The organism is Brevundimonas sp. Root1423, assembly GCF_001426805.1.
Genome location: NZ_LMFL01000078.1, coordinates 1 through 22,042, shown reverse-complemented (window position 1 = coordinate 22,042; position 22,042 = coordinate 1). Strand labels below are relative to the sequence as shown.

Genomic DNA, 22,042 nt, shown 5'->3' with positions numbered 1-22,042 from the left:
TTCAGGCCGCCTTCGCCATCCGCGCCTTGGTCAGGTCGTCATAGGCGATCAGGTCGGCGGCAAGGGCCTCGAACTGGTCCAGCGGCACCATGTTCGGCCCGTCCGATGGCGCATTGTCGGGGTCCTGGTGCGTCTCCATGAAGACCGCGTCGACGCCCACGGCCACGGCGGCCCGCGCCAGCACCGGCACGAACTCGCGCTGCCCGCCCGAGGACGTGCCCTGCCCGCCCGGCTGCTGCACGGAATGGGTCGCGTCGAACACCACCGGACAGCCGATCTCGCGCAGGATCGGCAGCGACCGCATATCGCTGACCAGGGTGTTGTAGCCGAAGCTGGCCCCGCGCTCGCAGGCCATGACGTTGGGGTTTCCGGCGCCCACGACCTTGGCGATGACGTTCTTCATGTCCCAGGGAGCCAGGAACTGGCCCTTCTTGATGTTGATGACCTTGCCGGTCGCCGCGGCGGCCAGCAGCAGATCGGTCTGGCGGCTCAGGAAGGCCGGGATCTGCAGCACGTCCACCGCTTCGGCGGCGATGCGGCAATGCTCTTCCGTGTGTACATCGGTCAGCACCGGCAGGCCGGTGACCTCACGGATCTCCGCGAAGATCGGCAGCGAGCCCTCAAGCCCGAATCCGCGCGCGGCGGTGGCCGAGGTCCGGTTCGCCTTGTCGAAGCTGGTCTTGTAGATGACGCCGACGTTCAGCCGCTCGCCGATTTCCTTCAGCGCATGGGCCATCTCCAGCGCGTGCTGGCGGCTTTCCAGCTGGCACGGACCGGCGATGAAGACGATGCGCTGACCGCCGCCGATGCTTACGGGGCGCTTCAGGCCTTGTGTGATGTCGATGACGGCGTTGGGCTTGGACAAGGCAGACTTCCCGGAGTTGCGGCTTTGCGACGCGCGGTCGATGCCGCACTCATGCGGCCATCAGGTGGCGTCGGACGTATAGGTTCGCAAGCTATCACGGAGCCCGACCGCATGACCACCAAGGCCGACGCCCGACCCGTGATCCTGTGGTTCCGTCAGGATCTGCGGCTGGCCGACAATCCGGCCCTGACCCACGCCGCCGAAACCGGACGGCCGGTCGTCCCCGTCTACATCCTCGACCAAGGCTCGCGCGTCCGCCCCATGGGCGCCGCCTCCCTCTGGTGGCTGGACAAGTCCCTGCGCGCGCTTGACGCCGCCCTGGGAGAGCGCGGCTCGCGCCTGATCCTGCGCCGCGGCGACAGCGAGGCCGAACTGCGCCGACTGATCGACGAAACCGGCGCCGGCGCCGTCTTCATGAACCGGCTGTTCGAACCCGACGCCTTCGCCCGCGACGCCGACATCGCCCACGGCCTTCGGACCGAAGGCGTCGAGTGCAAGGGCTGGAACGCCGCCCTCCTGTCGCCTCCGGGCAGCGTCCTGAACGGGTCGGGCCAGCCCTACAAGGTCTTCACGCCGTTCCTGAAGGCCCTGCTGGCCACGGCCGCCCCCCCGCCGCACACGACCGGTCCGGCCGCCATCACGACTCCGGCCGACCCCGTCTCCGATGACATCGATGCCTGGGACCTGCATCCGGTCCGACCCGACTGGTCCGGCGGCTTCGACTGGAGCCCCGGCGAGGCCGGAGCCTCGGACGCCCTGTCCGCCTTCGTGGCCCGGGGGCTGAAATCCTACTCCGCCGGCCGTGACCGGCCCGCCGCGCCGGCGACGAGCCGCCTGTCGCCCCATCTGCATTTCGGCGAGATCAGTCCCTGGCGCGCCGTCCTGGCCGCCCGCCAGGCCGCCGCCGACGGCCGTGTGCCCGCCGCCGAGGCCGAAAAATTCGTGGCCGAGATCGGCTGGCGCGAATTCTCCGCCCACCTGCTGCAGGCCTTTCCGCAGATGCCGGACGCCGCCTTCCGTCCGGAATACGACGCCATGCCGTGGCGCGACGATCCCGCGGGCCTCTCGGCCTGGAAACGCGGGCGAACCGGATATCCCGTGGTGGACGCCGGCATGCGCGAGCTCTGGACGACCGGATTCATGCACAACCGGGTGCGCATGATCGTCGCCTCCTTCCTGATCAAACACCTGCTGATCGACTGGCGCGAGGGCGAACGCTGGTTTCACGACACCCTTGTCGACGCCGACCTCGCCTCCAATGTTCAGAATTGGCAGTGGGTCGCTGGATCCGGAGCCGATGCTTCACCGTACTTCCGAATCTTCAATCCGGTCATACAGGGGCAGAAANCGACCTCGCCTCCAATGTTCAGAATTGGCAGTGGGTCGCTGGATCCGGAGCCGATGCTTCACCGTACTTCCGAATCTTCAATCCGGTCATACAGGGGCAGAAATTCGATGCAGACGGCCGATACGTCCGACGCTGGGTTCCGGAACTCAGCCGACTGCCCGATCGCTGGCTCCACGCGCCATGGACGGCGCCCGCCGCAGTCCTGTCTGACGCCCGGCTCCGCCTGGGCCGGGACTACCCCGCCCCGATCGTCGACCACGCCGAGGCCCGTCAGCGCGCGCTCGACGCCCTCAAGGACGTCGTCGCGTGGCGCGAGGCCGGGGGGGATTGACGCCCGTCCCTCCTCAGGCGGAGAGTCGCTGTCATGACGTCGGTGACAGCCGAGCGGTATGAGGCAGGCGCCCGCACCCCCCGCGGATTTGCGATGCTGCTGCGCCTGCTCGCCGCCAACTGGACCTTCGGCCGGCTGACCGTCCACCTCCCCAATGGCGAGGTGCATCAGCTCGAAGGCTCGCAGCCGGGGCCGTCAGCCGTTTTCGACATCAAGGACTATCGCTTCGCCCGTCGCGTGCTGGCCTCGGGCGATATCGGCTTCGCCGAGGGCTATATGGCCGGCCAGTGGGAGAGCCCGCATCTCGCCGCCCTGCTGGAATCCTTCGCCCACAACTACGATCACATCCGGCGGCTGGTCGACGGCCATCCGGCGATGAAGGCGGTCCACTGGCTGTCCCACCGCCTGAACCGCAACAGCCGTTCCGGGTCGCGCAAGAACATCCACGCCCACTACGACCTCGGCAACGCCTTCTATGCGTCCTGGCTGGATGCCTCGATGACCTATTCATCGGCCCGATTCACGCGGGCGGGCATGGCGCTGGATGCGGCCCAACGGGAGAAGTACGCGTCTCTCGCGCGGTTGATGGACCTGCGCTCCGGCCAGTCGGTGCTGGAGATCGGCTGCGGCTGGGGCGGCTTCGCCGAGTTCGCGGCCCGCGACGTCGGCGCCCGGGTCACCGCCATCACCATCTCGCAGGAGCAGTTCGACTTCGCCCGCCAGCGCATGTTCAACGCCGGCCTGTCCGACCGCGTCGATATCCGGATGGCGGACTATCGCGATGTCGAGGGGACCTTCGACCGCGTCGCCTCGATCGAGATGTTCGAGGCCGTCGGCCTGGAATACTGGCCCACCTATTTCGGCAAGATCCATGACGTGCTGAAGCCGGGCGGCAAGGCCGGCCTGCAGATCATCACCATCGATGACGCGCTGTTCGCCGGCTACAACAAGCGCACCGACTTCATCCAGAAATACATCTTCCCCGGCGGCATGCTTCCGTCCGAGAAGGAGCTGAAACCCGTCATTGACCGCGCCGGACTGGAATGGCTGGCCATCGAGCGGTTCGGCCAGGACTATGCCGAGACGCTGAAGCTCTGGGATGAGCGCTTCCAGGCCGCCTGGGGCGACATTCGCCGCATGGGCGGGTTCGACGAGCGGTTCCGGCGGCTCTGGCGCTTCTACCTGGCCTATTGCGAGGCCGGCTTCCGCTCGGCCCGGACCGACGTGATACAGCTGGTTCTCGCCCGCGACTGACGGGCGCCGGACGCCGCCATGACCTCGCCGCTGATCACCACCGAAGACCTGGCTGACCGCCTCGGCGATCCCAACCTCCGCCTCGTCGACGCCAGCTGGCATCTGGATCGCCGCGACGGACGGCCGGACTTCGAGGCGGCCCGCCTGCCGGGCGCGGTCTTCCTCGATCTGGACGCCAGTTCGGACCCGGACAGCCCCCTGCCGCACATGCTCCCGACGTCCGCCGACTTCGCCGCGCGCATGGGCGGTCTGGGGATATCGGAGCGAGACGCGATCGTCGTCTACGACACGGTCGGCATCCGGTCGTCCGCCCGGGTCTGGTGGATGTTACGCGTCATGGGAGCCGCCAATGTCCGCGTTCTGGACGGCGGTTTGCCGAAATGGCTGGCCGAAGGCCGTCCGGTGGAGAGCGGCTCTCCGCCCGCCCCGGGCCCCGCCGTCTTCTCCGCGCGCCTTGACGCCGGAGCCGTCGCCGACCTCTCCGACATTCGCACAGCGCTGGAGACAGGCGGTCAGGTGCTGGACGCCCGGTCGGCGGGTCGCTTCCAGGGCCGCGAGCCCGAACCCCGCGCGGGCCTGCGCTCCGGCCATATGCCCGGCGCGCTGAACCTGCCCTTCCCGGCCTTGCTCAAGGCCGACGGAACGATGAAGCGGGGACCGGCCCTGGAACAGGCCTTCCGCGACGCCGGCGTCGATCCGGACCGTCCGGTCGTGACCACCTGCGGCTCGGGCGTCACCGCCGCCATCCTCAGCCTCGGGCTGGCCGAACTCGGCAAGCCGTCCCGTCTCTACGACGGCAGCTGGGCGGAATGGGGCGGCCGCTCGGATACCGTCGTGACCGCCCCCTAGACAGGCCGGCTTCAGGCCGGCGGTGCCACCGGCTCCGGCCCTGCGATCTCGGCCGGCACGTCGGCCTCGCCGCGGGACACCACCGTGGCCGCCACCAGGTCGCCGGTGACGTTCAGGGTGGTGCGGCACATGTCGAGGAAGCGGTCGACGCCCAGGATCAGGCCGATGCCCTCGGCCGGCACGCCGACCATGACGAGAATCAGGGCGATGACCGGCAAGGATCCCGCGGGAACCCCGGCCGTGCCGATGCCGCCGAGGATGCACACGAGCATCACCACCAGTTGCTGCTGGATGTTCAGGTCGATGCCGAAGAACTGCGCCAGGAAAAGCACCGTGACCCCCTCGAACAGGGCCGTGCCGTTCTGGTTGGCCGTGGCGCCGACGGTCAGGACGAAGCGCGAGATGCGCCGGGGAAGCTTCAGCTGCTCCTCGGCGGCCTTGATCGCGATCGGCAGGGTGGCGTTGGACGAGGCGGTCGAGAAGGCGACCACGAAGGGCTCGCGCACGCCCCTGGCGAACGTCAGCGGATTCATGCCGCCGAAGATCCAGATCAGCAGCGGATAGACGACGAACATATGGATCGCCATCGCGCCCACGGCGACGCCGGCATAGGCCCCCAGCCGCACCAGCAGGTCCCAGCCGAACACCGCCGACAGGTTGAACATCAGGGCGGCGATCGCGAACGGGGCCAGTTTGATGACCAGGTTGATCAGCTTCATCATGACTTCCAGCAGACCCTGCAGGGCCTGTTGAAGCGCGTCCGTGGCCGGGCTCTTGGCCATGACCATGCCGATGCCGAAGATCAGGGCGAAGATCATCACCGGCAGGATCTGGTTCTCGGCCGCTGCGGTGACGACGTTGGACGGGATCATGTCGAGGAAGAATTTCCCCGCCTCGATCGACTTGGGCGCATTGCCGACGATGGCCGAGGCGCCTTCGGCCCCCTGGGCCAGGAGTTGCTGCGCCAGCGCCGGATCGACGCCGTCTCCGGGCCGGAACAGGTTGACCATGCCCAGACCGATACCCACGGCGATGGCCGAAACGACAACGGTGAACAGCAGGGTCTTGAGTCCGACCCGGCCCAGCGACTTGAGGTCGCCCATCTCGGCCACCCCGACCGCCAGGGCGGCGAACAGCAGCGGCAGGACCAGCATGAACAACAGGCGAAGGAAGATCTGGCCGACCGCCTGGATGATGTCCATCACGGCCGGGATCACCGTCTGACCCGTCAGATTGACGTACAGCCCGCCTCCCAGGCCCACCACGAAGCCCAGCAGCATCCACAGATAGAGCGGCACGCCGCCCTTTTTGGTCGTTTCCATGCGTCCCCCCGGCCCTCGGCCGATGTCGTTATCTGATGGGCAGGGCGTAGATCAGTCCGCCCGGCGTTGCGTTCCATTGTGCGTTAAGCCCGCGCGTCAGGTCGAGCGATGATTCCGCCCCGACGTTCCGCGCGAAAATCTCACCGTAGTTTCCCTCGGCCTCGATCGCCAGCCTGGCCCAGTCCCTGCGCAGTCCCAGCATGGGCCCGACGTTGCCCTCGACCCCCAGCAGGCGCCGGACCTGGGGATCGCGCGAATCGTCCGCCAGGTCGCCGGCGTTGTCGCGGGTCACGCCCAGCTCCTCGCCCAGGATGACCGCGTTCAGGGTCCAGCGCACGATCGACGTCCAGGCCTCATCGCCGCGCCTGACCGCGGGCCCCAGCGGCTCCTTGGAGATGACGTCCGGCAGGACCGCGTGCTGTTCGGGATTCGACAGGGTGGTGCGGGCCGCCGCCAGGGCCGAGATGTCCGCGCTGAAGGCGTCGCAGTCCTCGCGCCCGTAGGCCGCGCGCGCCGCCTCCTCATTGGCGGTGACCACCGGCGTGTATTCCAGCCCCCGTGAGCGAAACCAGTCGGCGACGTTCAGTTCCGAGGTCGAGCCGCGCTGCACGCAGATCCGCGCGCCGTTCAGTTCCGTGGCGCTGGCCAGGTCGAGCGACCGCCGCACCAGGAAACCCTGGCCGTCATAGTAGTTTATCCCGGCGAAGCGGACGCCCTCCCGGGCCTCCCGCGACAGGGTCCACGACGTCGAGCGCCACAGCACATCGACCCGTCCGCTGCGCAACGCCTCGAACCTCTGGCTGCTGACGAGCGGCACGAACCGCACCGCGTCCGCGTCGCCCAGCACCGCCGCCGCCAGGGCGCGGCAGAAGTCCGCGTCGAACCCGCGCCACTGGCCTCGGTTATCCGTGAAGGCGAAGCCGACCAGTCCCTCATGCACGCCGCAGTTCAGCCGGCCGCGCCGCTTGATCGCAGCCAGGGTCGGGCTGGCGAAGGCGGGAGCGGCGGTTTCGGTCTGGGCGTCGGCGTCCGTATCCGCGTCCCCGCCGGCGTCGCGCTCGCCGCGCCCGCAGGCGACCAGCGTCAGGGCCGCCGCGATCGCCGCAGCCGCCGTCCAGCGTCCTGCCAAACCTGCCCTCATTACGCCTCGCCAAAGCCTTCAGACCTTGCGCCTCGCCTCGCTTTAGAGGCTTTTGCAGACCGAACCGCAAGCCTCCCGGGACCCGAATGTCCGACCGCAGCGACCGCACCCGACTGATCGCCTCCGCCACCCGGCGCGGACGCGGACGTCGTGGCGTGGCCCCGCCGGTCGAGCGGGCCTCCACCCTGCTCAACGATGCGCCCGGGGCCATGCGCGACGAGACGGTCGGCCCCGTCTACGGCATCGAGGATCTGACCGCGGCCCGCGAACTGCGCGCCGCCCTCGCCGATCTTGAGGGGGCGAGGGAGGCCTGGCTGGTTCCGTCCGGCCTCGCCGCCGTCACCGTGCCCCTGACCGCGTTGGCGCGCCCCGGCGACGAGATCGTGACGACCGACGCCCTCTATGGCCCCAGTCGCCGCTTCCTGACCCGACACATGAAGGCGCGCGGCGTGACCACGGTGTTCCACGCGCCGGACGCCTCCACCGATGCAGTCCTCGCCGGCTTCACCGACCGCACCCGCGTCCTGCTGATCGAATCGCCCGCCTCCCTGACCTTCGAGATGCTGGACGTCCCCGCCTTGGCCGCCGCCTGCCGCGCCCGAGGGGTCCGCACCGTCATGGACAACACCTGGGCCGCGGGCCTCGCCTTCCATCCGCTGGCGCATGGCGTCGACGTCAGCGTCCAGGCCGTGACAAAATATGTCGGCGGCCATTCCGACCTGCTGATGGGCTCCATCGCCGTCGCCGACCTCGCGGTCGGCCGGGTCATTTCAGAGACGATCGAGGATCTCGGCTGGCGGGTTTCGCCCGACGACGCCTGGCTGGCCCTGCGCGGCGCCCGCACCCTGCCCCTTCGCTACGAGGAACAGGCCCGATCGGCGATGACCGTGGCGACCTGGCTGCAGGCCCGCCCCGAGGTCGCCAGGGTCCTCTATCCCGCCCTGCCCGGCTCGGTCGGCCACGACCTCTGGCGGCGCGATTTCACGGGCGCCGCCTCCCTGTTCGGCGTCGTCATGCACGGCGGCGACGAAGCCGCCGCCCACGCCCTGATGTCGGCGCTGGAGCTCTTCGGCCTCGGCTATTCCTGGGGTGGGTTCGAAAGCCTGATCACCCACGAGACCGGCCAGCTCGCCCACCGCCGCGACCCGCCCGTGCTGGCGGGCCAACTGCTGCGACTCCACGTCGGGCTCGAGGCGCCAGCCGACCTGATCGCCGACCTCCAATCCGGCCTAGCGGCCTGGCGGGCCGCTATCCGCTGAGCTTCGCCCGCGCCGTCTTCAGCTTCGCGCGCAATGCATCCGTCGCCTTCGCCTGACGGTTCGCCAGGGCCGACGCCTCCCGCTCCAGCGCCGCCCGCCGCGCCTCCAGCCCCTGCGTTTCCGCCTGCTGCGTGGCGTCCAGCGCAGCCAGCTCGCTCTCCAGCGCCTCGACCCGGGCCATGTCCTTCGCGCTCGGCCCGCGTTTCTTCGCCGCCTTCGGAGCCCTGGTCTTCTCAACCCGTCCGATATCGACCGAAAGGCCCCGCTCGATCAGTTCGCCCGGAGCCATGAGCGCCGCCTGCCGATCCGGCCCTTCCGCCGCCTCCACCGCCGCGCCATCCTTGAACAGGTCCCGCTTCACGCCCCAGGCTTCCAGCGCCTTCGCCCGCGACGTCGCCGCCACGGTCCACGAATGGAAACCGTCGGAATAGGAAAAGACCTTCAGGGCGCGCGCCATGACCCCTGAACGGCCCCGCTGCGTGCCGGTTCAGTCCAGCACGATCCAGGTCGGCGCATGATCGCTGGCCCGCTCGCGCCCGCGCACCTCGCGGTCCACCCCCGCGTCGCTCAACCGCCCGGTCACGGACGGGCTCAGCAACAGATGGTCGATCCGCAAACCGGCGTCCCGCTCCCATGCCTGCCGGAAATACTGCCAGAAGGTCCACGGCGGCGGATCGTGCGGAAACCGCTCGCGGATCGCGTCGGTCCAGCCCTGGTCCAGCAGCCTTGCATACGCCGCCCGGCTTTCGGGCTGCAGCAGGGCGTCCTTCTTCCACGAGCGGCTGTTGTAGATGTCGGCCTCGGTCGGCACGACATTGTAGTCGCCCGCCAACACCACCGGCGCCCCGCTGGTCAGCAGATCCGCCGCATGGGCGATCAGCCGCTCGAACCAGGCCAGCTTGTAGTCGAATTTCGGCCCCGGCTGCGGATTGCCGTTGGGTAGGTACAGGGATGCGATCAGCACCCCCTCAACCGCCGCCTCGATATAGCGGCTCTGCGCGTCGCCCCCGTCCCCGGGCAGGCCGCGCCGCGTCACCACGGGCTCTGCGCTCCGGGACAGGATCGCCACTCCGTTCCAGCGATGCTCGCCCTTCCACACGGCGTGATACCCCGCGTCGCGGATGGCCGCCGCAGGGAACTGCGCGTCCGTGGACTTGAGCTCCTGCAGGCACACGACATCCGGCCGCGCCGCCTCCAGCCACGCCAGCAGGTTGGGCAGCCGCGTGTTGACGCCGTTGATGTTGAAGGTGGCGATCCGCATCGCCCCTCAATGCGCGGGCGCCGGGCCGGTTCAGGAATGGCGCGCCCAGCAGGACTCGAACCTGCAACATCCCGCTTAGAAGGCGGGTGCTCTATCCGGTTGAGCTATGGGCGCCGACGGCCACCGCGCGATCCGGCTCAAGTAGCCCGAAGCGCGGTAGCCGAACAACCGCGCGGCTCAAGTAGCCCGAAGCGCGGTAGCCGAACAACCGCGCGGCTCAAGTAGCGCGAAGCGCGGTAGCCGCAACAGGAATCAATGCGTCCAGGGTTGTTTGCGGAAGGTGGCGAAATTGTCAGCGTAGGCCTTGAGGATCACGGGCGGATCCTGCGGCTCGTGCAGGCGGAACGGGATCCCGTGCCGCTCGGCATAGGCCACCGCCTCCTCGGCCGAATCGAAGGTCAGGCGGACCTGGCCGTTCATGTCGGACGAGCTGGTCCAGCCCATCAGCGGATCGATCGTTCGCGCCGACGCCGGCTCGAACTCCAGACGCCAGTCTCTCGCCGTGGCCTTGCCCGATTGCATCGCGGTCTTGGCGGGGCGGTAGATGCGGGCAAGCATGGAGGGCTCCTGGCGGTCGTGGGCGGATGCGGTCCGCGCAGGGCCAGATACCCCGACGCCGGACCCCGGTCCAGCGCCGGGCGATCCCGACGCCGGCGCGGCGCGCGGCGATCCGACGCAGCGGCGGTTGCGCTGGATCAAATCCGCCGCAGCAGGTACGGCGCAGCTTGGTCACAGCCTGCGGGAATTCGCCGATGATCATCTATCTGTCCGAGTCACGCCACGCCCGCCCCGCGTTCGGGGGGCTGTCCATCGGCTTGCACTGGCTGATGCTGCTCCTGCTGGCCGCGGTCTACGCCTGCATCGAACTGCGGGAATTCTATCCGCGCGGCAGCGACATCCGCGAGGGCCTGAAGACCTGGCATTTCATGCTCGGTCTGTCGGTCTTCGTCCTCGTCTGGATCCGGCTGATCGCCCGCTGGCGGACGCCCCTCCTGTCGCCTTCGCCCGGCTGGACCCGTTGGCCGGCGGCGGTCGGGCATCTCGCCCTGTATGGCCTGATGATCGCCATGCCGCTGCTCGGCTGGCTGGCGCTGAGCGCCGACGGCAAGGACATTCCCTTCTTCGGCCTCTCCCTGCCGCCCCTGGTCGCGCCGAACGAGGGCCTGACCGAACAGCTCGAGGAGTGGCACGAGACCCTGGGCGTCGCCGGCTACTGGCTGATCGGCCTGCACGCCGCCGCCGCCCTGATCCACCAGTATGTGTTGAAGGACGGGACCCTGGGGCTCATGCTGCCTCGCCGCCGCTGACCGGGGAGACCGTCCATGAGCCGCCTTGAGCGTCACCCCGAACGCCACCTCGTCGCCCGCATCGGCTGGCTGCGCGCCGCCGTTCTCGGCGCCAACGACGGCCTCGTCTCCACGGCCAGCCTCGTCGTCGGCGTGGCGGCGGCCGAGGCCGCGCGCGGCGGCATACTGATCGCCGGCGTCGCGGGCCTGGTGGCCGGGGCCATGTCGATGGCCGCAGGCGAATACGTCTCGGTCAGCTCCCAGTCCGACACCGAAAAGGCCGACCTCGCCCGCGAAACCGCCGAACTGGCGGCCGATCCGGAAGCCGAGGTCAACGAACTGGCCGCCATCTACGCCGCCCGGGGGGTGGAGCCCGCCCTGTCGCGGCAGGTGGCGCAACAGCTGATGGCGCGGGACGCCCTCGGCGCCCATGCCCGCGATGAGCTGGGCATTTCCGACTTCACCACCGCCCGGCCGATCCAGGCCGCCCTGACCTCGGCCCTGACCTTCGCCCTCGGCGCGGCCCCGCCCCTGGTCGTGGTGCTGCTGGCGCCGCTCAACGGCCTGATCGTATGGGTCGGCGTCACGGCTCTGGCGGGGCTGATGGGGCTGGGGGCGCTCGGCGCGATGGCGGGCGGCGCCAATGTGCCGCGGTCGGTGCTTCGCGTGGCCTTCTGGGGCGTCATCGCCATGGCCGCCACCGCCGGCATCGGTCGCCTGTTCGGAACGGTGGTCTAGGAGAGGCCCTGCCCGGCGACAGCGCGTTTCAGCGGGAACGCAAGTTCAAGCCCGGGGGGCCTATGCACGCTTCCAGAGTTTTTGGTCGGAGTGAGAGGATTCGAACCTCCGACCCTCTGGTCCCAAACCAGATGCGCTACCAGGCTGCGCTACACTCCGGCGGCGGGATTTGACACACTCNGATGGTCGGAGTGAGAGGATTCGAACCTCCGACCCTCTGGTCCCAAACCAGATGCGCTACCAGGCTGCGCTACACTCCGGCGGCGGGATTTGACACACTCGACGCCGCGCCGCAACGCACCCGGCCGGGTTATTCTGCGAAGAACGGATGGCGCACCCTGTCGCCCGCCTTCGCCCCGATCTCGTCGGCGCGACCCGCCCGCAGTTCCAGCACGCCGCTGGCCGGGCCGTTGGACGGGATGACCGTGTCCGACTGGGGCGTGGCGTTCTTCGCGATCGAGACGATCCGCCCGCGCGGGTCGATGTAGATGATGTCCAGCGGGCTCGGTGTGTTGCGCATCCAGAAGCCGCGCTCGGCCACGTCGGGGAACTGGAACAGCATGCCGCGGTCGTCCGCCAGCGGATCGCGGAACATCAGCCCGCGCTGGCGCTCGGCGTCGTCGTCGGCGATCTCGACCATGAAGCGGTGCTCGCCGCTGGCGGTGGTGATGGTCAGGGCTTCCAGAGGGTTTCCCTGGGCGTCCCTGGGCGTTCCCGCCCCGGCGCAGCCGGCCAGCAGGACCGCGGTGGACAGGACGGCCAGTATTCCACGACGTAGCATCACGCATCCACCCTCTTCGGGGGCGGAGACTATCCGCCCGGCCTGATTTCAGCGACCACCAGGCCCTTGGGCCCCTCGGCGAACCGCACCGCGACCGTCTCGCCCGGCAGGAGGTCATCCAGCCCGCAGCGCCGCAAGGTCTCGACATGGACGAAGATATCGCCGGGCGCGCCGTCGCGCACCACGAATCCGTAGCCCTTGGTGCGATTGAACCATTTTACCACGGCCGTCTCCAGCGGGCCGCCGGACGCCGTCTCGCCGTCGGCGATCCGCGACGCCTCCTGTTGCCTCAGGCCCTCATAGCCGCTGCGCTTCGGCGCCGGCGCGAGGTCTGGATCGCCCTCGCCCAGTTCGTGGACCTCGGTGACCTGCCAGCCCTTGGGCCGCCGCGCGCAATCGCAGGTGATGGGCGCGCCTTCGGGCGCCGTATCCCGCCCGCTGTCGCGCAGGCTGGAGATGTGCAGCAGGACATCCTTCATATCCGTCAGGCTGGGATCGTCGGGCACGATGAAGCCGTATCCCTTGCCGGGATCGAACCATTTCACCCGCCCCGCGATACGCACCGCGGCGGTAATCGTCCCAACGCCCTCGTAGTCAGACACAGCCTTCCCCCTGCCCGCAACCCTTGCGGACGGCGCTTATTTAACACGGTTCTGTGAAGGCCGGAAAAGCAAAAAACTCCGGTTTCCCGCCGGAATCGCCGAATTGTGTTCAGATCGGCGGCTGCGGCTCGTCCAGAACGGCGCGAATCTTCCGCATCAGATCGGGGCTGCGGTAGGGTTTGCCGATCAATTCCAGCCCGCCGCGGTCATCCGAGCGGTCACCCCAGCCGGTCGTCAGCAGGACCGGCGTTCCCGGCCGCAGCCGGCGCACCTCGGCCGCCAGGGCGACCCCGTCCATCGCGCCGGGCATGACGATGTCGGTGAACAGCAGGTCGAACGACAGGCCTTCCGCGACCAGCGCCAGAGCCTCGTCGGCGTCGCCGGCCTGGTGGACCTCGAACCCCGCCTCCTCCAGCAGGGTCGCGCCCATCGTCCGGACCTCGGCATTGTCCTCGACCATCAGCACGGACTCGCGGCCGTCCTCACGCCGCAGGTCGCGTATCGGGGTGGGCGTCTCGGGCATCTGGATCAACCGGCTCCTCCCTCGCCCGGCGACCGGACGCGACGTTCAAACGCGCCAGACCCGGAAAGGCTCGGCGTTGCGACGGTCACAGCGAAAAAGGGAAGCTCCGCGCTGGCAGTCCCTAGGGGAGTCGAACCCCTCTTTTCAGGTTGAAAACCTGACGTCCTAACCGATAGACGAAGGGACCGCTGCGCGGAGAGCGGGCGATATAGCCGCCGATTCCGGGGCNGGGGAGTCGAACCCCTCTTTTCAGGTTGAAAACCTGACGTCCTAACCGATAGACGAAGGGACCGCTGCGCGGAGAGCGGGCGATATAGCCGCCGATTCCGGGCCGTGCAACCCGCAAAACGCCGAGGGCCGACACACAGTATTCCGGGCATCCCGGCTCGCGGGAATATGCCGGGTATTCACGCCATCCGCGGATCGGCCACGTCCTCGATCTCGAATTGCACGCCCTTGCGGCCGTTCCAGTCGTCGGCCTTCAACCGTCCGACCACGCTCAGCCCGCCCTGTCCGGACAACAGCGACTGACCGCCGGGCAAATCGGCGCAGCGCCAGGAAATGGCTTTCACCGACGCCCCGTCGGCCCCGACCAGCCGGCAGCGCACATGGCCGCCGGTCATGGCCACAGCGTCGCGCACCGAGACATGCTCGAGGGCGAACAGCGGCTCGGGATTGGCCGGGCCGAACGGCGCCAGCTGCTCGAACTGTTCGAACAGTCCCCGCGTCGCCGCGCCCGGATCGATCAGGGCGTCGATCTCGACCAGGTCCAGCGCATCCGCCGCCGCCTGCTCGCCCGCCATCCGCTCGTTCAGAAAATCGCGCAGCCGGCCGATGTCGTCGGCCCGCACCGTCAGCCCCGCGGCCATGGCGTGGCCGCCCCCGGCCATCAGCACGCCGCTCTCCCACGCCGCCTGCACGGCCTTGCCCAGATTCATGCCCGGCTGCGACCGGCCCGAGCCCTTGCCGACGCCGTTGATCGCATCGACGCCGATGACCACGACCGGCTTGCGCCAGCGTTCGCGCAGACGGCCCGCCACGATGCCGACCACGCCGGGATGCCAATCGTCGCCCTCGATCACCACCACCGCTGAACCATCCGCGTGGGCGCCGGTGGCCTCGACCATGCGCGTGGCCTGTTCCGTCACCTGCCGCTCGACCTCGCGCCGGGCGATGTTCAGGGCGTCAAGCTCCTGGGCCAGCGCCGCGGCCTCGACGGGATCGTCGGTCGACAGCAGGCGCGCGCCCAGATCCGACTTGCCGATCCGCCCGCCCGCATTGATCCGCGGCCCCAGGATAAAGCCCGCATGGTTCGACTTGGCCGGCCCCGGCTCGGCCCCCGCCGCCGCCAGCAGCGCTCGCAGGCCCGGATTGGCCCACTCGGACATCCGCCGCAGGCCCAGGCTGGTCAGGGCCCGGTTGAAGCCGGTCAGGCCCGTCACGTCGCAGATCGCCCCCATGGCCGCCAGATCCAGCCACTGGCGGATGTCCGGCTCCTTCAGGTCGCCGAACATCCCGCGCCGCCGCGCCTCGCGGTTCAGCGCCGCCAGCAGCACGAACACCACCCCCGCCGCCGCCAGGTTGCCCTGCCCCGAGTTGCATCCCGGCCTGTTCGGATTGACCACGGCGGCGCAGACCGGCGGATGCTCGCGCATCATGTGGTGGTCGATGACCACGACCTTCAACCCGATCGCCGCCGCATGGGCCACCGCCTCATTGGCCGCCGCGCCGCAGTCCACGGTGATGACCAGATCGGCGCCCGAGGCCTTCAGCGTGTCGAAGGCCCGCGCGCTGGGGCCGTAGCCCTCGGTCATCCGGTCCGGCACATAGATCGGCAGCTCGGCCCCCACGGCCCGGAACCAGCGCACCAGCAGGGCCGCGCTCGACGCCCCGTCGACGTCATAGTCGGCGAAGACATGGATCGAGGCCTTGGCCTGCAAAGCATCGAGGATCGCCTCGGCCGCCGCATCCATGTCCATGAAGCTGGACGGATCGGGGAACAGCGCCTTCAGCGTCGGCTGCAGGAAGTCGGCCCCCTGATCGGCGCGCACGCCGCGCGCCGCCAGCGCCCGCGCCAGAGGCTCTTCCAGACCCAGGGCCTGCATATGGCTGCGGATCAGACCGGCCTCGGCGGGCCGCTGCCGCCAGGCGCGTCCGGACAGGGAGCGGGACACGCCGAGGAACGCAGGCCCGAAGTCCGCGTCCGCGCCCCCGTCGGCCATCAGAGCGGCCGGATGGTGCGGATGCGCTGGACCGTCCGCGTCGAGGAATCCATCACCAGCGTATGCGTCGAAACGAAGCCGTCGGCGACCTTGACCCCGTCCAGCATGGCGCCCTTGGTCACGCCGGTGGCGGCGAAGATGGCGTCCTTGGACACCAGCTCATGCAGGTCGTATTTGCGGTCGAAGTCGGTGACCCCCGTCTTGCGCGCCCGTTCCCGCTCGTCGTCGTTGCGGAAGATCAGCCGACCCTGGAAATGGCCGCCGACGCATTTCAGCGCGCTGGCCGCCAGCACGCCTTCCGGCGCCCCCCCCGAGCCCAGATACAGGTCGATGCCCGTCTCCGGCTCCGCCGTGTGAATCACGCCCGCCACGTCGCCGTCGGTGATCAGCAGCACCCGGGCCCCGACCTCGCGCAGCGCCGCGATCAGCTCGGCGTGGCGCGGCCGGTCCATGACGCAGACGGTGATGTCCTCCGGCTTCACCCCCTTGGCCGAAGCCAGCGACCGGACGTTGTCCCCCGGCTTCATGTCCAGGTCGACGGTGCCGGGCGCGAAGCCGGGACCGATGGCGATCTTGTCCATATAGGTGTCGGGCGCGTGCAGCATGCCGCCGCCCGGCGACATCGACAGCACGCACAGGGCGTTGGCCATGGCCTTGGCCGTCAGGGTCGTGCCTTCCAGCGGGTCCAGGGCGATGTCGATCGCCGGGCCTTTGCCGGTGCCGACCTTCTCGCCGATGTACAGCATCNTAGGTGTCGGGCGCGTGCAGCATGCCGCCGCCCGGCGACATCGACAGCACGCACAGGGCGTTGGCCATGGCCTTGGCCGTCAGGGTCGTGCCTTCCAGCGGATCGAGCGCGATGTCGATGGCCGGGCCCTTCCCGGTGCCGACTTTCTCGCCGATGTAGAGCATCGGGGCCTCGTCGCGCTCGCCCTCGCCGATGACGATCTTGCCGTCGATGTCGAGGCTGTTCAGCGCGGTGCGCATGGCGTCCACGGCCAGCTGGTCGGCCTGTTTCTCGTCGCCGCGGCCGATCTGGGCGTAGCTGGCGATGGCGGCCAGTTCGGTCACCCGCGCGGCGTCGGCGGCAAGCGTGGATGCATAGGGAGCCGAAGCGGCCATGGGCGTTCTCCTGAGGCGATGATCCCCGGATTCTGCCGTCCGGGCGACTGTTCTGTTGGATCTACCGGCGATCGACCGGCGGCGGGGCGCGGCCGCGCTCGCGGGTGCGGCGCACGAATTCGTCCATCTCCGCCTGGGTCTGGGCCGTCACCGGCGCGACCGGCGTGGCCTCGACCCGCGCCCGGACGTCGTCGGCGAAGACCTCGGGATCGCCCGCGGTCTGCCAGTCGATGCGCGACACCTCGCCCGCCAGACTGCCGCCGGTCACCCGCAGCGTGTTGACCCGGGCCGCGATGGCGACCGGCGCGGGCAGCGGCTCGACGACCTTGGGGAAGTCGGCCCAGCGGGGGTATTCCCGGTGCGCGTCGACCAGCGCCTGCACGCGGGGCGCGACCGGCGAAGTGGCGTCGGTGGCGGGGTCGAACAGGCCGGCGCAGGCCGACAGCCCCCCCGTCAGCAGGGTCGCCGCCGTCATCGCTGCGATTTTCCGGATTGGCGCGTTCATATCAGGGGCGGTCATATGCCATGATCGCCACAGGCGGAAGGGCGCGCGGCCCTTGCACCGATCCTGACGACCCCGGAGCCCTCCCCCATGGCCAAGCGCCCGACCCCTCCGCCCGCCCCCAATCCGGAGACGATCGCCCCCCGCCCGCCGCGCAAGTCCGGCCGCCCGACCTCGGCCAAGCCGCCCCGCCCGCGCGCCGCCCAGGCCGAGGCCAAGCCGGCTCCGCCGCCCGGACAGCCCGCGCCGCAACCGGAACCGGCGCCGGCCGCCGCCGACGCCTTCGCCTTCCCCGGCGCCGACCAGCGCCAGATGCTCGAAACCCTGTCGATGAACCTGGCCCGGGCGGCCATGACGGCCCAGTCGGCCATCGCCGAGGCCGCCCTGTCCCAGGCCGACCGCCCCGCCGCCCTCTCGCCCGACCCGTTCAACGTCGGCCCGGCCATGAACTCCGTCATGACCAGCCTGGCCTCGCGCCCGGACAAGCTGTTCGCCGCCCAGGCCGATCTGTTCAACCGCTACATGGACCTGTGGGCCTCCACGACCCGCCGCGCCGCCGGGGACGAGACCCCCGCCGCCCACGAGGCGAAACTGTCCAAGGACAAGCGCTTCAGGGACCCCGCCTGGTCCGAAAACCCGATGTTCGATGTCATGCGCCAGTCCTATCTGGTGACCTCGGACTGGATGAACGGCCTCGTCTCCAGCGTCGAGGACGTCGATCCACTGACCAAGCGCCGGGCCGAATTCTTCACCAGACTGCTGACCGACGCCTTCTCCCCCTCCAACTTCCTCGCCTCCAACCCCGCGGCTCTCAAGGCCCTGGCCGAGAGCAACGGCGAATCGCTGGTGAAGGGGATGCAGAATTTCGCCGCCGACATGGAGCGCGGCGCCGGCAAGCTGAAGATCAGCCAGGCCGATTACGGCAAATTCGTCGTCGGCGAGAACGTCGCCACCGCCCCCGGCCAGGTGGTCTGGCGCGACGAGCTGTTCGAACTGATCCAGTTCGATCCCGCGACGGAGAAACAGCGCGCCATCCCCCTGCTGATCTTCCCGCCCTGGATCAACAAATTCTACATCCTGGACCTGCAGCCCGAGAACTCGATGATCCGCTGGCTCTCGGCCCAGGGCTTCACGGTCTTCGTCTGCTCCTGGGTCAATCCGGATGTCGACAAGGCCGGCTTCGGCTTCGACGACTATCTGGAAAAGGGGATCTACCGCGCTGTCGAGAAGGCGCTGGAGCAGTCGCAGGCCGAGCACATCAACACCGTCGGCTACTGCATCGGCGGCACCCTCATGGGCGCGGCCCTGGCCCACATGGCCGCGAAGGGCGACAGGCGCGTCACCGCCAACACCTTCTTCGCCGCCCAGCACGACTTCGCCGAGGCCGGCGACCTGCTGCTGTTCACCGACGAGCACTGGCTCAACGAGATCGAGCAGCAGATGGACGCCGCCGGCGGCGTCCTGCCCGGGGCTTCCATGGCCGAGACCTTCAACGCCCTGCGCGCCAACGACCTGATCTGGTCCTTCTTCGTCAGCAACTATCTGATGGGCAAGGACCCGCCCGCCTTCGACCTGCTGTTCTGGAACGCCGACCAGACCCGCATGCCGAAGAAGCTGCACATGGACTACCTCCGCTCCATGTACGGCCAGAACAGGCTGGCCCGGGGCGAGTTCGTCATCGGCGGGCTCAAGGTCGACCTGTCCAAGGTCACCCTCCCCCTCTATTTCCAGGCCAGCCGCGAGGACCATATCGCGCCGATGAATTCGGTCTACCGCTCGGCCCGCGCCTTCTCCAACGCCGACGTGACCCTGACGCTCGCCGGATCGGGCCATATCGCCGGGGTGGTCAATCCGCCCTCGGCCAACAAATACCAGCACTGGACCAACCCCGCCCTGCCCGCCACGCTCGGCGAATGGCAGGCCAAGGCCGTCGAACATCCCGGCAGCTGGTGGAACCACTGGGCCGACTGGCTGCATGACAAATCCGGCGGCTGGGTTCCGGCCCGCGACCCCAAAAAGGGCCCGCTTCCTGCGATAGAACCGGCGCCGGGGTCCTATGTGAAAGTGAAGTCTTGAAGCGTCTGGAACCCAATCTCCTGCTGGCCGTCACCACCGGCTTCGCCCTGCTGCTGGTGGTCATCACCGCCACCGTCTACGGCCCGCCCGTCGGCCTGATCCGCAATCCGTTGCTGGCTATCATCTGCGCCGGCGGCTTCGTGCTGCTCAATCCGGTGATGCTGCGGATGATGAAGATCACGCCGCGCCCGCCGATGATCCATCCGGACGCGCCGGGCACGGCCGTCTGGGCCACCCTGTTCCCGATGATGGTCATTCTCTCCGCCGCCGTGCCCGTCTTCTGGCCGGGTCGCGACTACGGCCTGCTGGTCATCATCGCCGCCGTCTGGTTCGGGGTGACGGCCGAGTCCGCGATCAAGGCCCGCTCTCAGGCCGGCTGAAACTTCAGCGCCACGCCGTTGTTGCAATAGCGTTTTCCGGTCGGTCTCGGCCCGTCCATGAACAGATGCCCCTGATGCCCGAGGCAGCGGGCGCAGTGATACTCCGTCCGCGGAAAGCCGATGGCGAAGTCGGTCTTCGTCCCGATGTTGGCTGCGATGACGTCATAGAAGCTGGGCCACCCCGTGCCGCTGTCGAACTTCCACGACGACCGGAACAACGGCAGGTCGCAGCCGCGACAGACGAAGGTCCCGCGCCGGTGCTCATTGTTCAGCTGACTGGTCCCGGGCCGCTCCGTCGCCTCATGGCGCAGCACGTCATAGCTGGCCCGCGGCAGCCGCTGACGCCACTGGGCGTCGGTGATCCGCCGGAACGGCGAACCGGCGTACTGCCGCTCCGACGCATCCGCGCGCCCGGGCGAACAGGCGGACACGGCGACCGCCCCGGCGGTCACGAGCAGATGGCGGCGGTTGATCGGGCTCATGCCGGAGATACGTCGGCGTCGCCGCGGAAGTTTCAAGTGCGCCTTCCTTCTCCCCCCGAGGGGAGAAGGATCACGAAAGGCCAGTATCTTCCCCAAGCCCCAGCATCAGGTTCAGGTTCTGCACCGCCGCTCCCGACGCCCCCTTGCCGAGGTTGTCCAGCAGGGCCACCAGCCGCACCTGCTCCGCGCCCCGGTCGCCGAACACATGCAGCCGCATCCGGTTGGTCCCGTTCAGCCCCTCGGGATCGATCCCAGTCATGGCCTCGGTCTCCTCCAGCTCGGCCACCTCGACGAAGCGGCAGCCGGCATAGGCCGCGGCCAGGGCGCCGTGCACCACCTCGACCGACGGCGACTTCGGCAGGGCCCCGAGGTGCAGCGGAACCTCGACCAGCATCCCCTGCAGATACCGCCCCACCGCCGGGGCGAACAGCACGCGCCGCTCCAGCCCGGTGTGCAGCGTCATCTCCGGCACATGCTTGTGCTGCAGCGACAGGCCGTAGGCGTGGAAGGCCTCGGTCGTATGGGCCGAGCAGGTCTCGTCCTCGTAGCGGATGATCATGGCCTTGCCGCCGCCGGAGTATCCCGACACGGCGTTGACCGTGACCGGCCAGCCCGCCGGAATGATCCCCGCGCTGACCAGCGGCCGGACCAGGCCGATGAAGCCGGTCGGATAGCAGCCCGGGTTCGACACCCGTTTCGAGGCCGCGATCTTCTCCCGCTGACCCGGCGCCATCTCGGCGAAGCCATAGGTCCATGCCGGATCGACCCGATACGCCGTCGAGGCGTCGATCACCCGTACGGCGGGGTTCTCGATCATCGCCACGGCTTCCTTCGCCGCCTCATCCGGCAGGCACAGGATCACCGCATCGGCGGCGTTCAGCGCCTCGCGCCGCGCCTCCACGTCGCGCCGCCGGTCGCCCAGCAGGATCAGTTCCAGATCGGAGCGCGCCTCCAGCCGCTCGCGGATCTCCAGCCCCGTGGTCCCGGCCTCGCCGTCGATGAAGATGGTGTGGGTCATGTCCGGACGTCTGCTCTTAGATTTGGTTCTCAGGGCGCAGATCGCGGATGCGCTCGTCCTGTAGCCAGATTGCGTCGATGATGGCGAAAACCTCGTCCGCCAGCTTTGTGCCGACGACATCGCTGCGGCTCAACGCTTCGCCGACAACGGGGCTCATCGAGAAGGCGCGGTCAGGCGCGTCGATGATCGTAAAGCCCGGCCCCGACGCCATTTGCCGATACTCAAGGCTCACCGCGATGCGCTTCGATGAGGGAGCGCCGCCCCATGCACCGACGATGAGATCGAAATTGGCGCCGTTCGCGACCACGTGGCCGTCGGTCCATTGGACCATATACGTGGCGAGCGCCCCAAGCTCGTCCGAGGCGTAACCACTCAACGCACGCGTCGCACGACCACAGCAATCGCAGTGCGTCGGCGGTTGCTCGATGCCCTTTTCGATCGTGATGGCCACTGGCGTCTCCAAAGAAAAAGGGCGCTCCGGTTTCCCGAAGCGCCCTCCTCCATACCGTATGTGAAACGGCCTAGCGCTTCGAGAACTGGAAGGACTTGCGGGCCTTGGCGCGGCCGTACTTCTTGCGCTCGACGACGCGGCTGTCGCGGGTCAGGAAGCCGTGCGGCTTCAGGACCGGGCGCAGCGCCGGCTCATAGTGGGTCAGGGCGTGCGACAGGCCGTGGCGGAT

The 22,042-nt window shown here is 69.1% G+C and carries 24 protein-coding genes, 5 tRNA genes and 2 pseudogenes; 9 read left to right on the top strand and 22 right to left on the bottom strand.

Translation table 11 applies throughout. The features are described 5' to 3' along the window. Nucleotide 1 precedes the first annotated feature (1 nt). The gene (gene kdsA, locus ASD25_RS27745) at nucleotides 2-865 is read right to left on the bottom strand and encodes a 3-deoxy-8-phosphooctulonate synthase (protein ID WP_200943746.1); all 864 of its coding nucleotides are present in this window, start codon (nucleotides 863-865) and stop codon (nucleotides 2-4) included. A gap of 51 nt (nucleotides 866-916) precedes the next feature. On the opposite strand from kdsA, the pseudogene ASD25_RS27740 reads away from it, so the two are divergent. The 4 genes and pseudogenes from ASD25_RS27740 to ASD25_RS27730 form a co-directional block, all read left to right on the top strand. Further along, nucleotides 917-2,212, top strand: a pseudogene (locus ASD25_RS27740) (deoxyribodipyrimidine photo-lyase); the annotation flags it as partial. 74 nt (nucleotides 2,213-2,286) lie between these two features. Further along, nucleotides 2,287-2,544 (top strand): FAD-binding domain-containing protein, encoded by a 258-nt coding sequence (locus tag ASD25_RS33475; protein ID WP_369816703.1) that lies wholly within the window; start codon nucleotides 2,287-2,289, stop codon nucleotides 2,542-2,544. 33 nt (nucleotides 2,545-2,577) lie between these two features. Continuing rightward, nucleotides 2,578-3,798 (top strand): cyclopropane-fatty-acyl-phospholipid synthase family protein, encoded by a 1,221-nt coding sequence (locus ASD25_RS27735; protein ID WP_055830120.1) that lies wholly within the window; start codon nucleotides 2,578-2,580, stop codon nucleotides 3,796-3,798. Between the two features lie 18 nt (nucleotides 3,799-3,816). Next, the gene (locus tag ASD25_RS27730) at nucleotides 3,817-4,647 is read left to right on the top strand and encodes a sulfurtransferase (protein WP_055830117.1); all 831 of its coding nucleotides are present in this window, start codon (nucleotides 3,817-3,819) and stop codon (nucleotides 4,645-4,647) included. Between the two features lie 11 nt (nucleotides 4,648-4,658). On the opposite strand, the gene ASD25_RS27725 is transcribed toward ASD25_RS27730, so the two are convergent. Then, nucleotides 4,659-5,969 (bottom strand): dicarboxylate/amino acid:cation symporter, encoded by a 1,311-nt coding sequence (locus ASD25_RS27725; protein WP_055830116.1) that lies wholly within the window; start codon nucleotides 5,967-5,969, stop codon nucleotides 4,659-4,661. 28 nt (nucleotides 5,970-5,997) lie between these two features. Further along, nucleotides 5,998-7,110 (bottom strand): amino acid ABC transporter substrate-binding protein, encoded by a 1,113-nt coding sequence (locus ASD25_RS27720; RefSeq protein ID WP_055830114.1) that lies wholly within the window; start codon nucleotides 7,108-7,110, stop codon nucleotides 5,998-6,000. An 86-nt stretch (nucleotides 7,111-7,196) separates the two neighbouring features. Here ASD25_RS27720 and metC point away from each other — a divergent pair, with 86 nt between their 5' ends. Continuing rightward, complete coding sequence (metC, locus tag ASD25_RS27715) at nucleotides 7,197-8,369, top strand: cystathionine beta-lyase (RefSeq protein WP_055830112.1); 1,173 nt, start codon at nucleotides 7,197-7,199, stop codon at nucleotides 8,367-8,369. On the opposite strand, the gene ASD25_RS27710 is transcribed toward metC, so the two are convergent. From ASD25_RS27710 to ASD25_RS27695, 4 genes are all read right to left on the bottom strand, one after another. After that, nucleotides 8,359-8,826: a hypothetical protein gene (locus tag ASD25_RS27710; RefSeq protein ID WP_055830105.1), complete on the bottom strand. Its 468-nt coding sequence runs from the start codon at nucleotides 8,824-8,826 to the stop codon at nucleotides 8,359-8,361. The two genes, metC and ASD25_RS27710, sit on opposite strands and share 11 nt — an antisense overlap. Nucleotides 8,827-8,856: 30 nt before the next feature. After that, nucleotides 8,857-9,630, bottom strand: a complete 774-nt coding sequence (locus ASD25_RS27705) for an exodeoxyribonuclease III (RefSeq protein ID WP_055830102.1) — start codon at nucleotides 9,628-9,630, stop codon at nucleotides 8,857-8,859. Between the two features lie 37 nt (nucleotides 9,631-9,667). Then, nucleotides 9,668-9,744: transfer RNA gene (locus ASD25_RS27700), tRNA-Arg, on the bottom strand. Between the two features lie 138 nt (nucleotides 9,745-9,882). Then, on the bottom strand, nucleotides 9,883-10,188 hold the full coding sequence (locus ASD25_RS27695; protein WP_055830101.1) for an ETC complex I subunit: 306 nt from the start codon (nucleotides 10,186-10,188) through the stop codon (nucleotides 9,883-9,885). 194 nt (nucleotides 10,189-10,382) lie between these two features. On the opposite strand from ASD25_RS27695, the gene ASD25_RS27690 reads away from it, so the two are divergent. Both ASD25_RS27690 and ASD25_RS27685 read left to right on the top strand, forming a co-directional pair. Next, entirely contained in the window at nucleotides 10,383-10,937 is a 555-nt protein-coding gene (locus ASD25_RS27690) for a cytochrome b (protein WP_055830100.1), read from the top strand. Nucleotides 10,938-10,952: 15 nt separating this feature from the next. Next, on the top strand, nucleotides 10,953-11,654 hold the full coding sequence (locus ASD25_RS27685) for a VIT family protein (RefSeq protein ID WP_055830099.1): 702 nt from the start codon (nucleotides 10,953-10,955) through the stop codon (nucleotides 11,652-11,654). 82 nt (nucleotides 11,655-11,736) lie between these two features. On the opposite strand, the gene ASD25_RS27680 is transcribed toward ASD25_RS27685, so the two are convergent. From ASD25_RS27680 to ASD25_RS27640, 11 genes and pseudogenes are all read right to left on the bottom strand, one after another. Beyond that, a tRNA-Pro gene (locus ASD25_RS27680) sits at nucleotides 11,737-11,813 on the bottom strand. Nucleotides 11,814-11,837: 24 nt separating this feature from the next. Beyond that, nucleotides 11,838-11,914: transfer RNA gene (locus ASD25_RS27675), tRNA-Pro, on the bottom strand. Between the two features lie 50 nt (nucleotides 11,915-11,964). Then, on the bottom strand, nucleotides 11,965-12,435 hold the full coding sequence (locus tag ASD25_RS27670) for a DUF192 domain-containing protein (RefSeq protein ID WP_055830098.1): 471 nt from the start codon (nucleotides 12,433-12,435) through the stop codon (nucleotides 11,965-11,967). Between the two features lie 29 nt (nucleotides 12,436-12,464). Further along, nucleotides 12,465-13,037 (bottom strand): cold-shock protein, encoded by a 573-nt coding sequence (locus ASD25_RS27665; RefSeq protein WP_055830097.1) that lies wholly within the window; start codon nucleotides 13,035-13,037, stop codon nucleotides 12,465-12,467. A 109-nt stretch (nucleotides 13,038-13,146) separates the two neighbouring features. Next, entirely contained in the window at nucleotides 13,147-13,560 is a 414-nt protein-coding gene (locus ASD25_RS27660; RefSeq protein ID WP_156376959.1) for a response regulator, read from the bottom strand. A gap of 112 nt (nucleotides 13,561-13,672) precedes the next feature. After that, nucleotides 13,673-13,747 (bottom strand) — tRNA-Glu (locus tag ASD25_RS27655). Nucleotides 13,748-13,779: 32 nt separating this feature from the next. Next, nucleotides 13,780-13,850 (bottom strand) — tRNA-Glu (locus ASD25_RS30885). 117 nt (nucleotides 13,851-13,967) lie between these two features. Further along, nucleotides 13,968-15,782, bottom strand: a complete 1,815-nt coding sequence (recJ, locus tag ASD25_RS27650; protein WP_055830093.1) for a single-stranded-DNA-specific exonuclease RecJ — start codon at nucleotides 15,780-15,782, stop codon at nucleotides 13,968-13,970. Beyond that, nucleotides 15,782-16,529, bottom strand: a pseudogene (locus ASD25_RS27645) (fructose-bisphosphatase class II family protein); the annotation flags it as partial. The pseudogene ASD25_RS27645 and the gene recJ, both read right to left, overlap by 1 nt. A gap of 1 nt (nucleotide 16,530) precedes the next feature. Continuing rightward, on the bottom strand, nucleotides 16,531-16,904 hold a 374-nt coding region (locus ASD25_RS33470), incomplete at its 3' end, for a fructose-bisphosphatase class II (RefSeq protein ID WP_156389499.1). A 61-nt stretch (nucleotides 16,905-16,965) separates the two neighbouring features. Next, a complete protein-coding gene (locus tag ASD25_RS27640; RefSeq protein ID WP_156389495.1) occupies nucleotides 16,966-17,424 on the bottom strand; it encodes a hypothetical protein in 459 nt (152 codons plus the stop codon). Between the two features lie 72 nt (nucleotides 17,425-17,496). On the opposite strand from ASD25_RS27640, the gene phaC reads away from it, so the two are divergent. Together phaC and ASD25_RS27630 are read left to right on the top strand one after the other, a co-directional pair. Continuing rightward, a complete protein-coding gene (gene phaC, locus ASD25_RS27635) occupies nucleotides 17,497-19,482 on the top strand; it encodes a class I poly(R)-hydroxyalkanoic acid synthase (RefSeq protein WP_156376958.1) in 1,986 nt (661 codons plus the stop codon). Next, nucleotides 19,479-19,862, top strand: coding sequence for a hypothetical protein (locus ASD25_RS27630; protein WP_055830087.1), 384 nt, complete (start codon nucleotides 19,479-19,481; stop codon nucleotides 19,860-19,862). The genes phaC and ASD25_RS27630 overlap by 4 nt, the downstream gene beginning before the upstream one ends. Here ASD25_RS27630 and msrB read toward each other — a convergent pair. From msrB to rpsI, 4 genes are all read right to left on the bottom strand, one after another. Beyond that, nucleotides 19,850-20,344 carry a peptide-methionine (R)-S-oxide reductase MsrB gene (msrB, locus tag ASD25_RS27625; RefSeq protein ID WP_055830085.1) on the bottom strand — a complete coding sequence of 165 codons (495 nt, stop codon included), beginning with the start codon at nucleotides 20,342-20,344 and terminating at the stop codon, nucleotides 19,850-19,852. The genes ASD25_RS27630 and msrB overlap by 13 nt on opposite strands. 70 nt (nucleotides 20,345-20,414) lie before the next feature. After that, entirely contained in the window at nucleotides 20,415-21,362 is a 948-nt protein-coding gene (gene argC, locus ASD25_RS27620) for an N-acetyl-gamma-glutamyl-phosphate reductase (RefSeq protein WP_055830083.1), read from the bottom strand. A gap of 16 nt (nucleotides 21,363-21,378) precedes the next feature. Continuing rightward, nucleotides 21,379-21,813: a hypothetical protein gene (locus tag ASD25_RS27615; protein WP_055830081.1), complete on the bottom strand. Its 435-nt coding sequence runs from the start codon at nucleotides 21,811-21,813 to the stop codon at nucleotides 21,379-21,381. Between the two features lie 70 nt (nucleotides 21,814-21,883). After that, on the bottom strand, nucleotides 21,884-22,042 hold a 159-nt coding region (gene rpsI / locus ASD25_RS27610), incomplete at its 5' end, for a 30S ribosomal protein S9 (RefSeq protein WP_082572638.1).

Coding starts and splice junctions, on each gene's coding strand:
- ASD25_RS27735 (WP_055830120.1), top strand. CDS start 2,578: ATGACGTCGGTGACAGCCGAGCGGTATGAGGCAGGCGCCCGCACCCCC.
- ASD25_RS27730 (WP_055830117.1), top strand. CDS start 3,817: ATGACCTCGCCGCTGATCACCACCGAAGACCTGGCTGACCGCCTCGGC.
- ASD25_RS27725 (WP_055830116.1), bottom strand. CDS start 5,969: ATGGAAACGACCAAAAAGGGCGGCGTGCCGCTCTATCTGTGGATGCTG.
- ASD25_RS27720 (WP_055830114.1), bottom strand. CDS start 7,110: ATGAGGGCAGGTTTGGCAGGACGCTGGACGGCGGCTGCGGCGATCGCG.
- metC (WP_055830112.1), top strand. CDS start 7,197: ATGTCCGACCGCAGCGACCGCACCCGACTGATCGCCTCCGCCACCCGG.
- ASD25_RS27710 (WP_055830105.1), bottom strand. CDS start 8,826: ATGGCGCGCGCCCTGAAGGTCTTTTCCTATTCCGACGGTTTCCATTCG.
- ASD25_RS27705 (WP_055830102.1), bottom strand. CDS start 9,630: ATGCGGATCGCCACCTTCAACATCAACGGCGTCAACACGCGGCTGCCC.
- ASD25_RS27695 (WP_055830101.1), bottom strand. CDS start 10,188: ATGCTTGCCCGCATCTACCGCCCCGCCAAGACCGCGATGCAATCGGGC.
- ASD25_RS27690 (WP_055830100.1), top strand. CDS start 10,383: ATGATCATCTATCTGTCCGAGTCACGCCACGCCCGCCCCGCGTTCGGG.
- ASD25_RS27685 (WP_055830099.1), top strand. CDS start 10,953: ATGAGCCGCCTTGAGCGTCACCCCGAACGCCACCTCGTCGCCCGCATC.
- ASD25_RS27670 (WP_055830098.1), bottom strand. CDS start 12,435: ATGCTACGTCGTGGAATACTGGCCGTCCTGTCCACCGCGGTCCTGCTG.
- ASD25_RS27660 (WP_156376959.1), bottom strand. CDS start 13,560: ATGCCCGAGACGCCCACCCCGATACGCGACCTGCGGCGTGAGGACGGC.
- recJ (WP_055830093.1), bottom strand. CDS start 15,782: ATGGCCGACGGGGGCGCGGACGCGGACTTCGGGCCTGCGTTCCTCGGC.
- ASD25_RS27640 (WP_156389495.1), bottom strand. CDS start 17,424: ATGACCGCCCCTGATATGAACGCGCCAATCCGGAAAATCGCAGCGATG.
- phaC (WP_156376958.1), top strand. CDS start 17,497: ATGGCCAAGCGCCCGACCCCTCCGCCCGCCCCCAATCCGGAGACGATC.
- msrB (WP_055830085.1), bottom strand. CDS start 20,344: ATGAGCCCGATCAACCGCCGCCATCTGCTCGTGACCGCCGGGGCGGTC.
- argC (WP_055830083.1), bottom strand. CDS start 21,362: ATGACCCACACCATCTTCATCGACGGCGAGGCCGGGACCACGGGGCTG.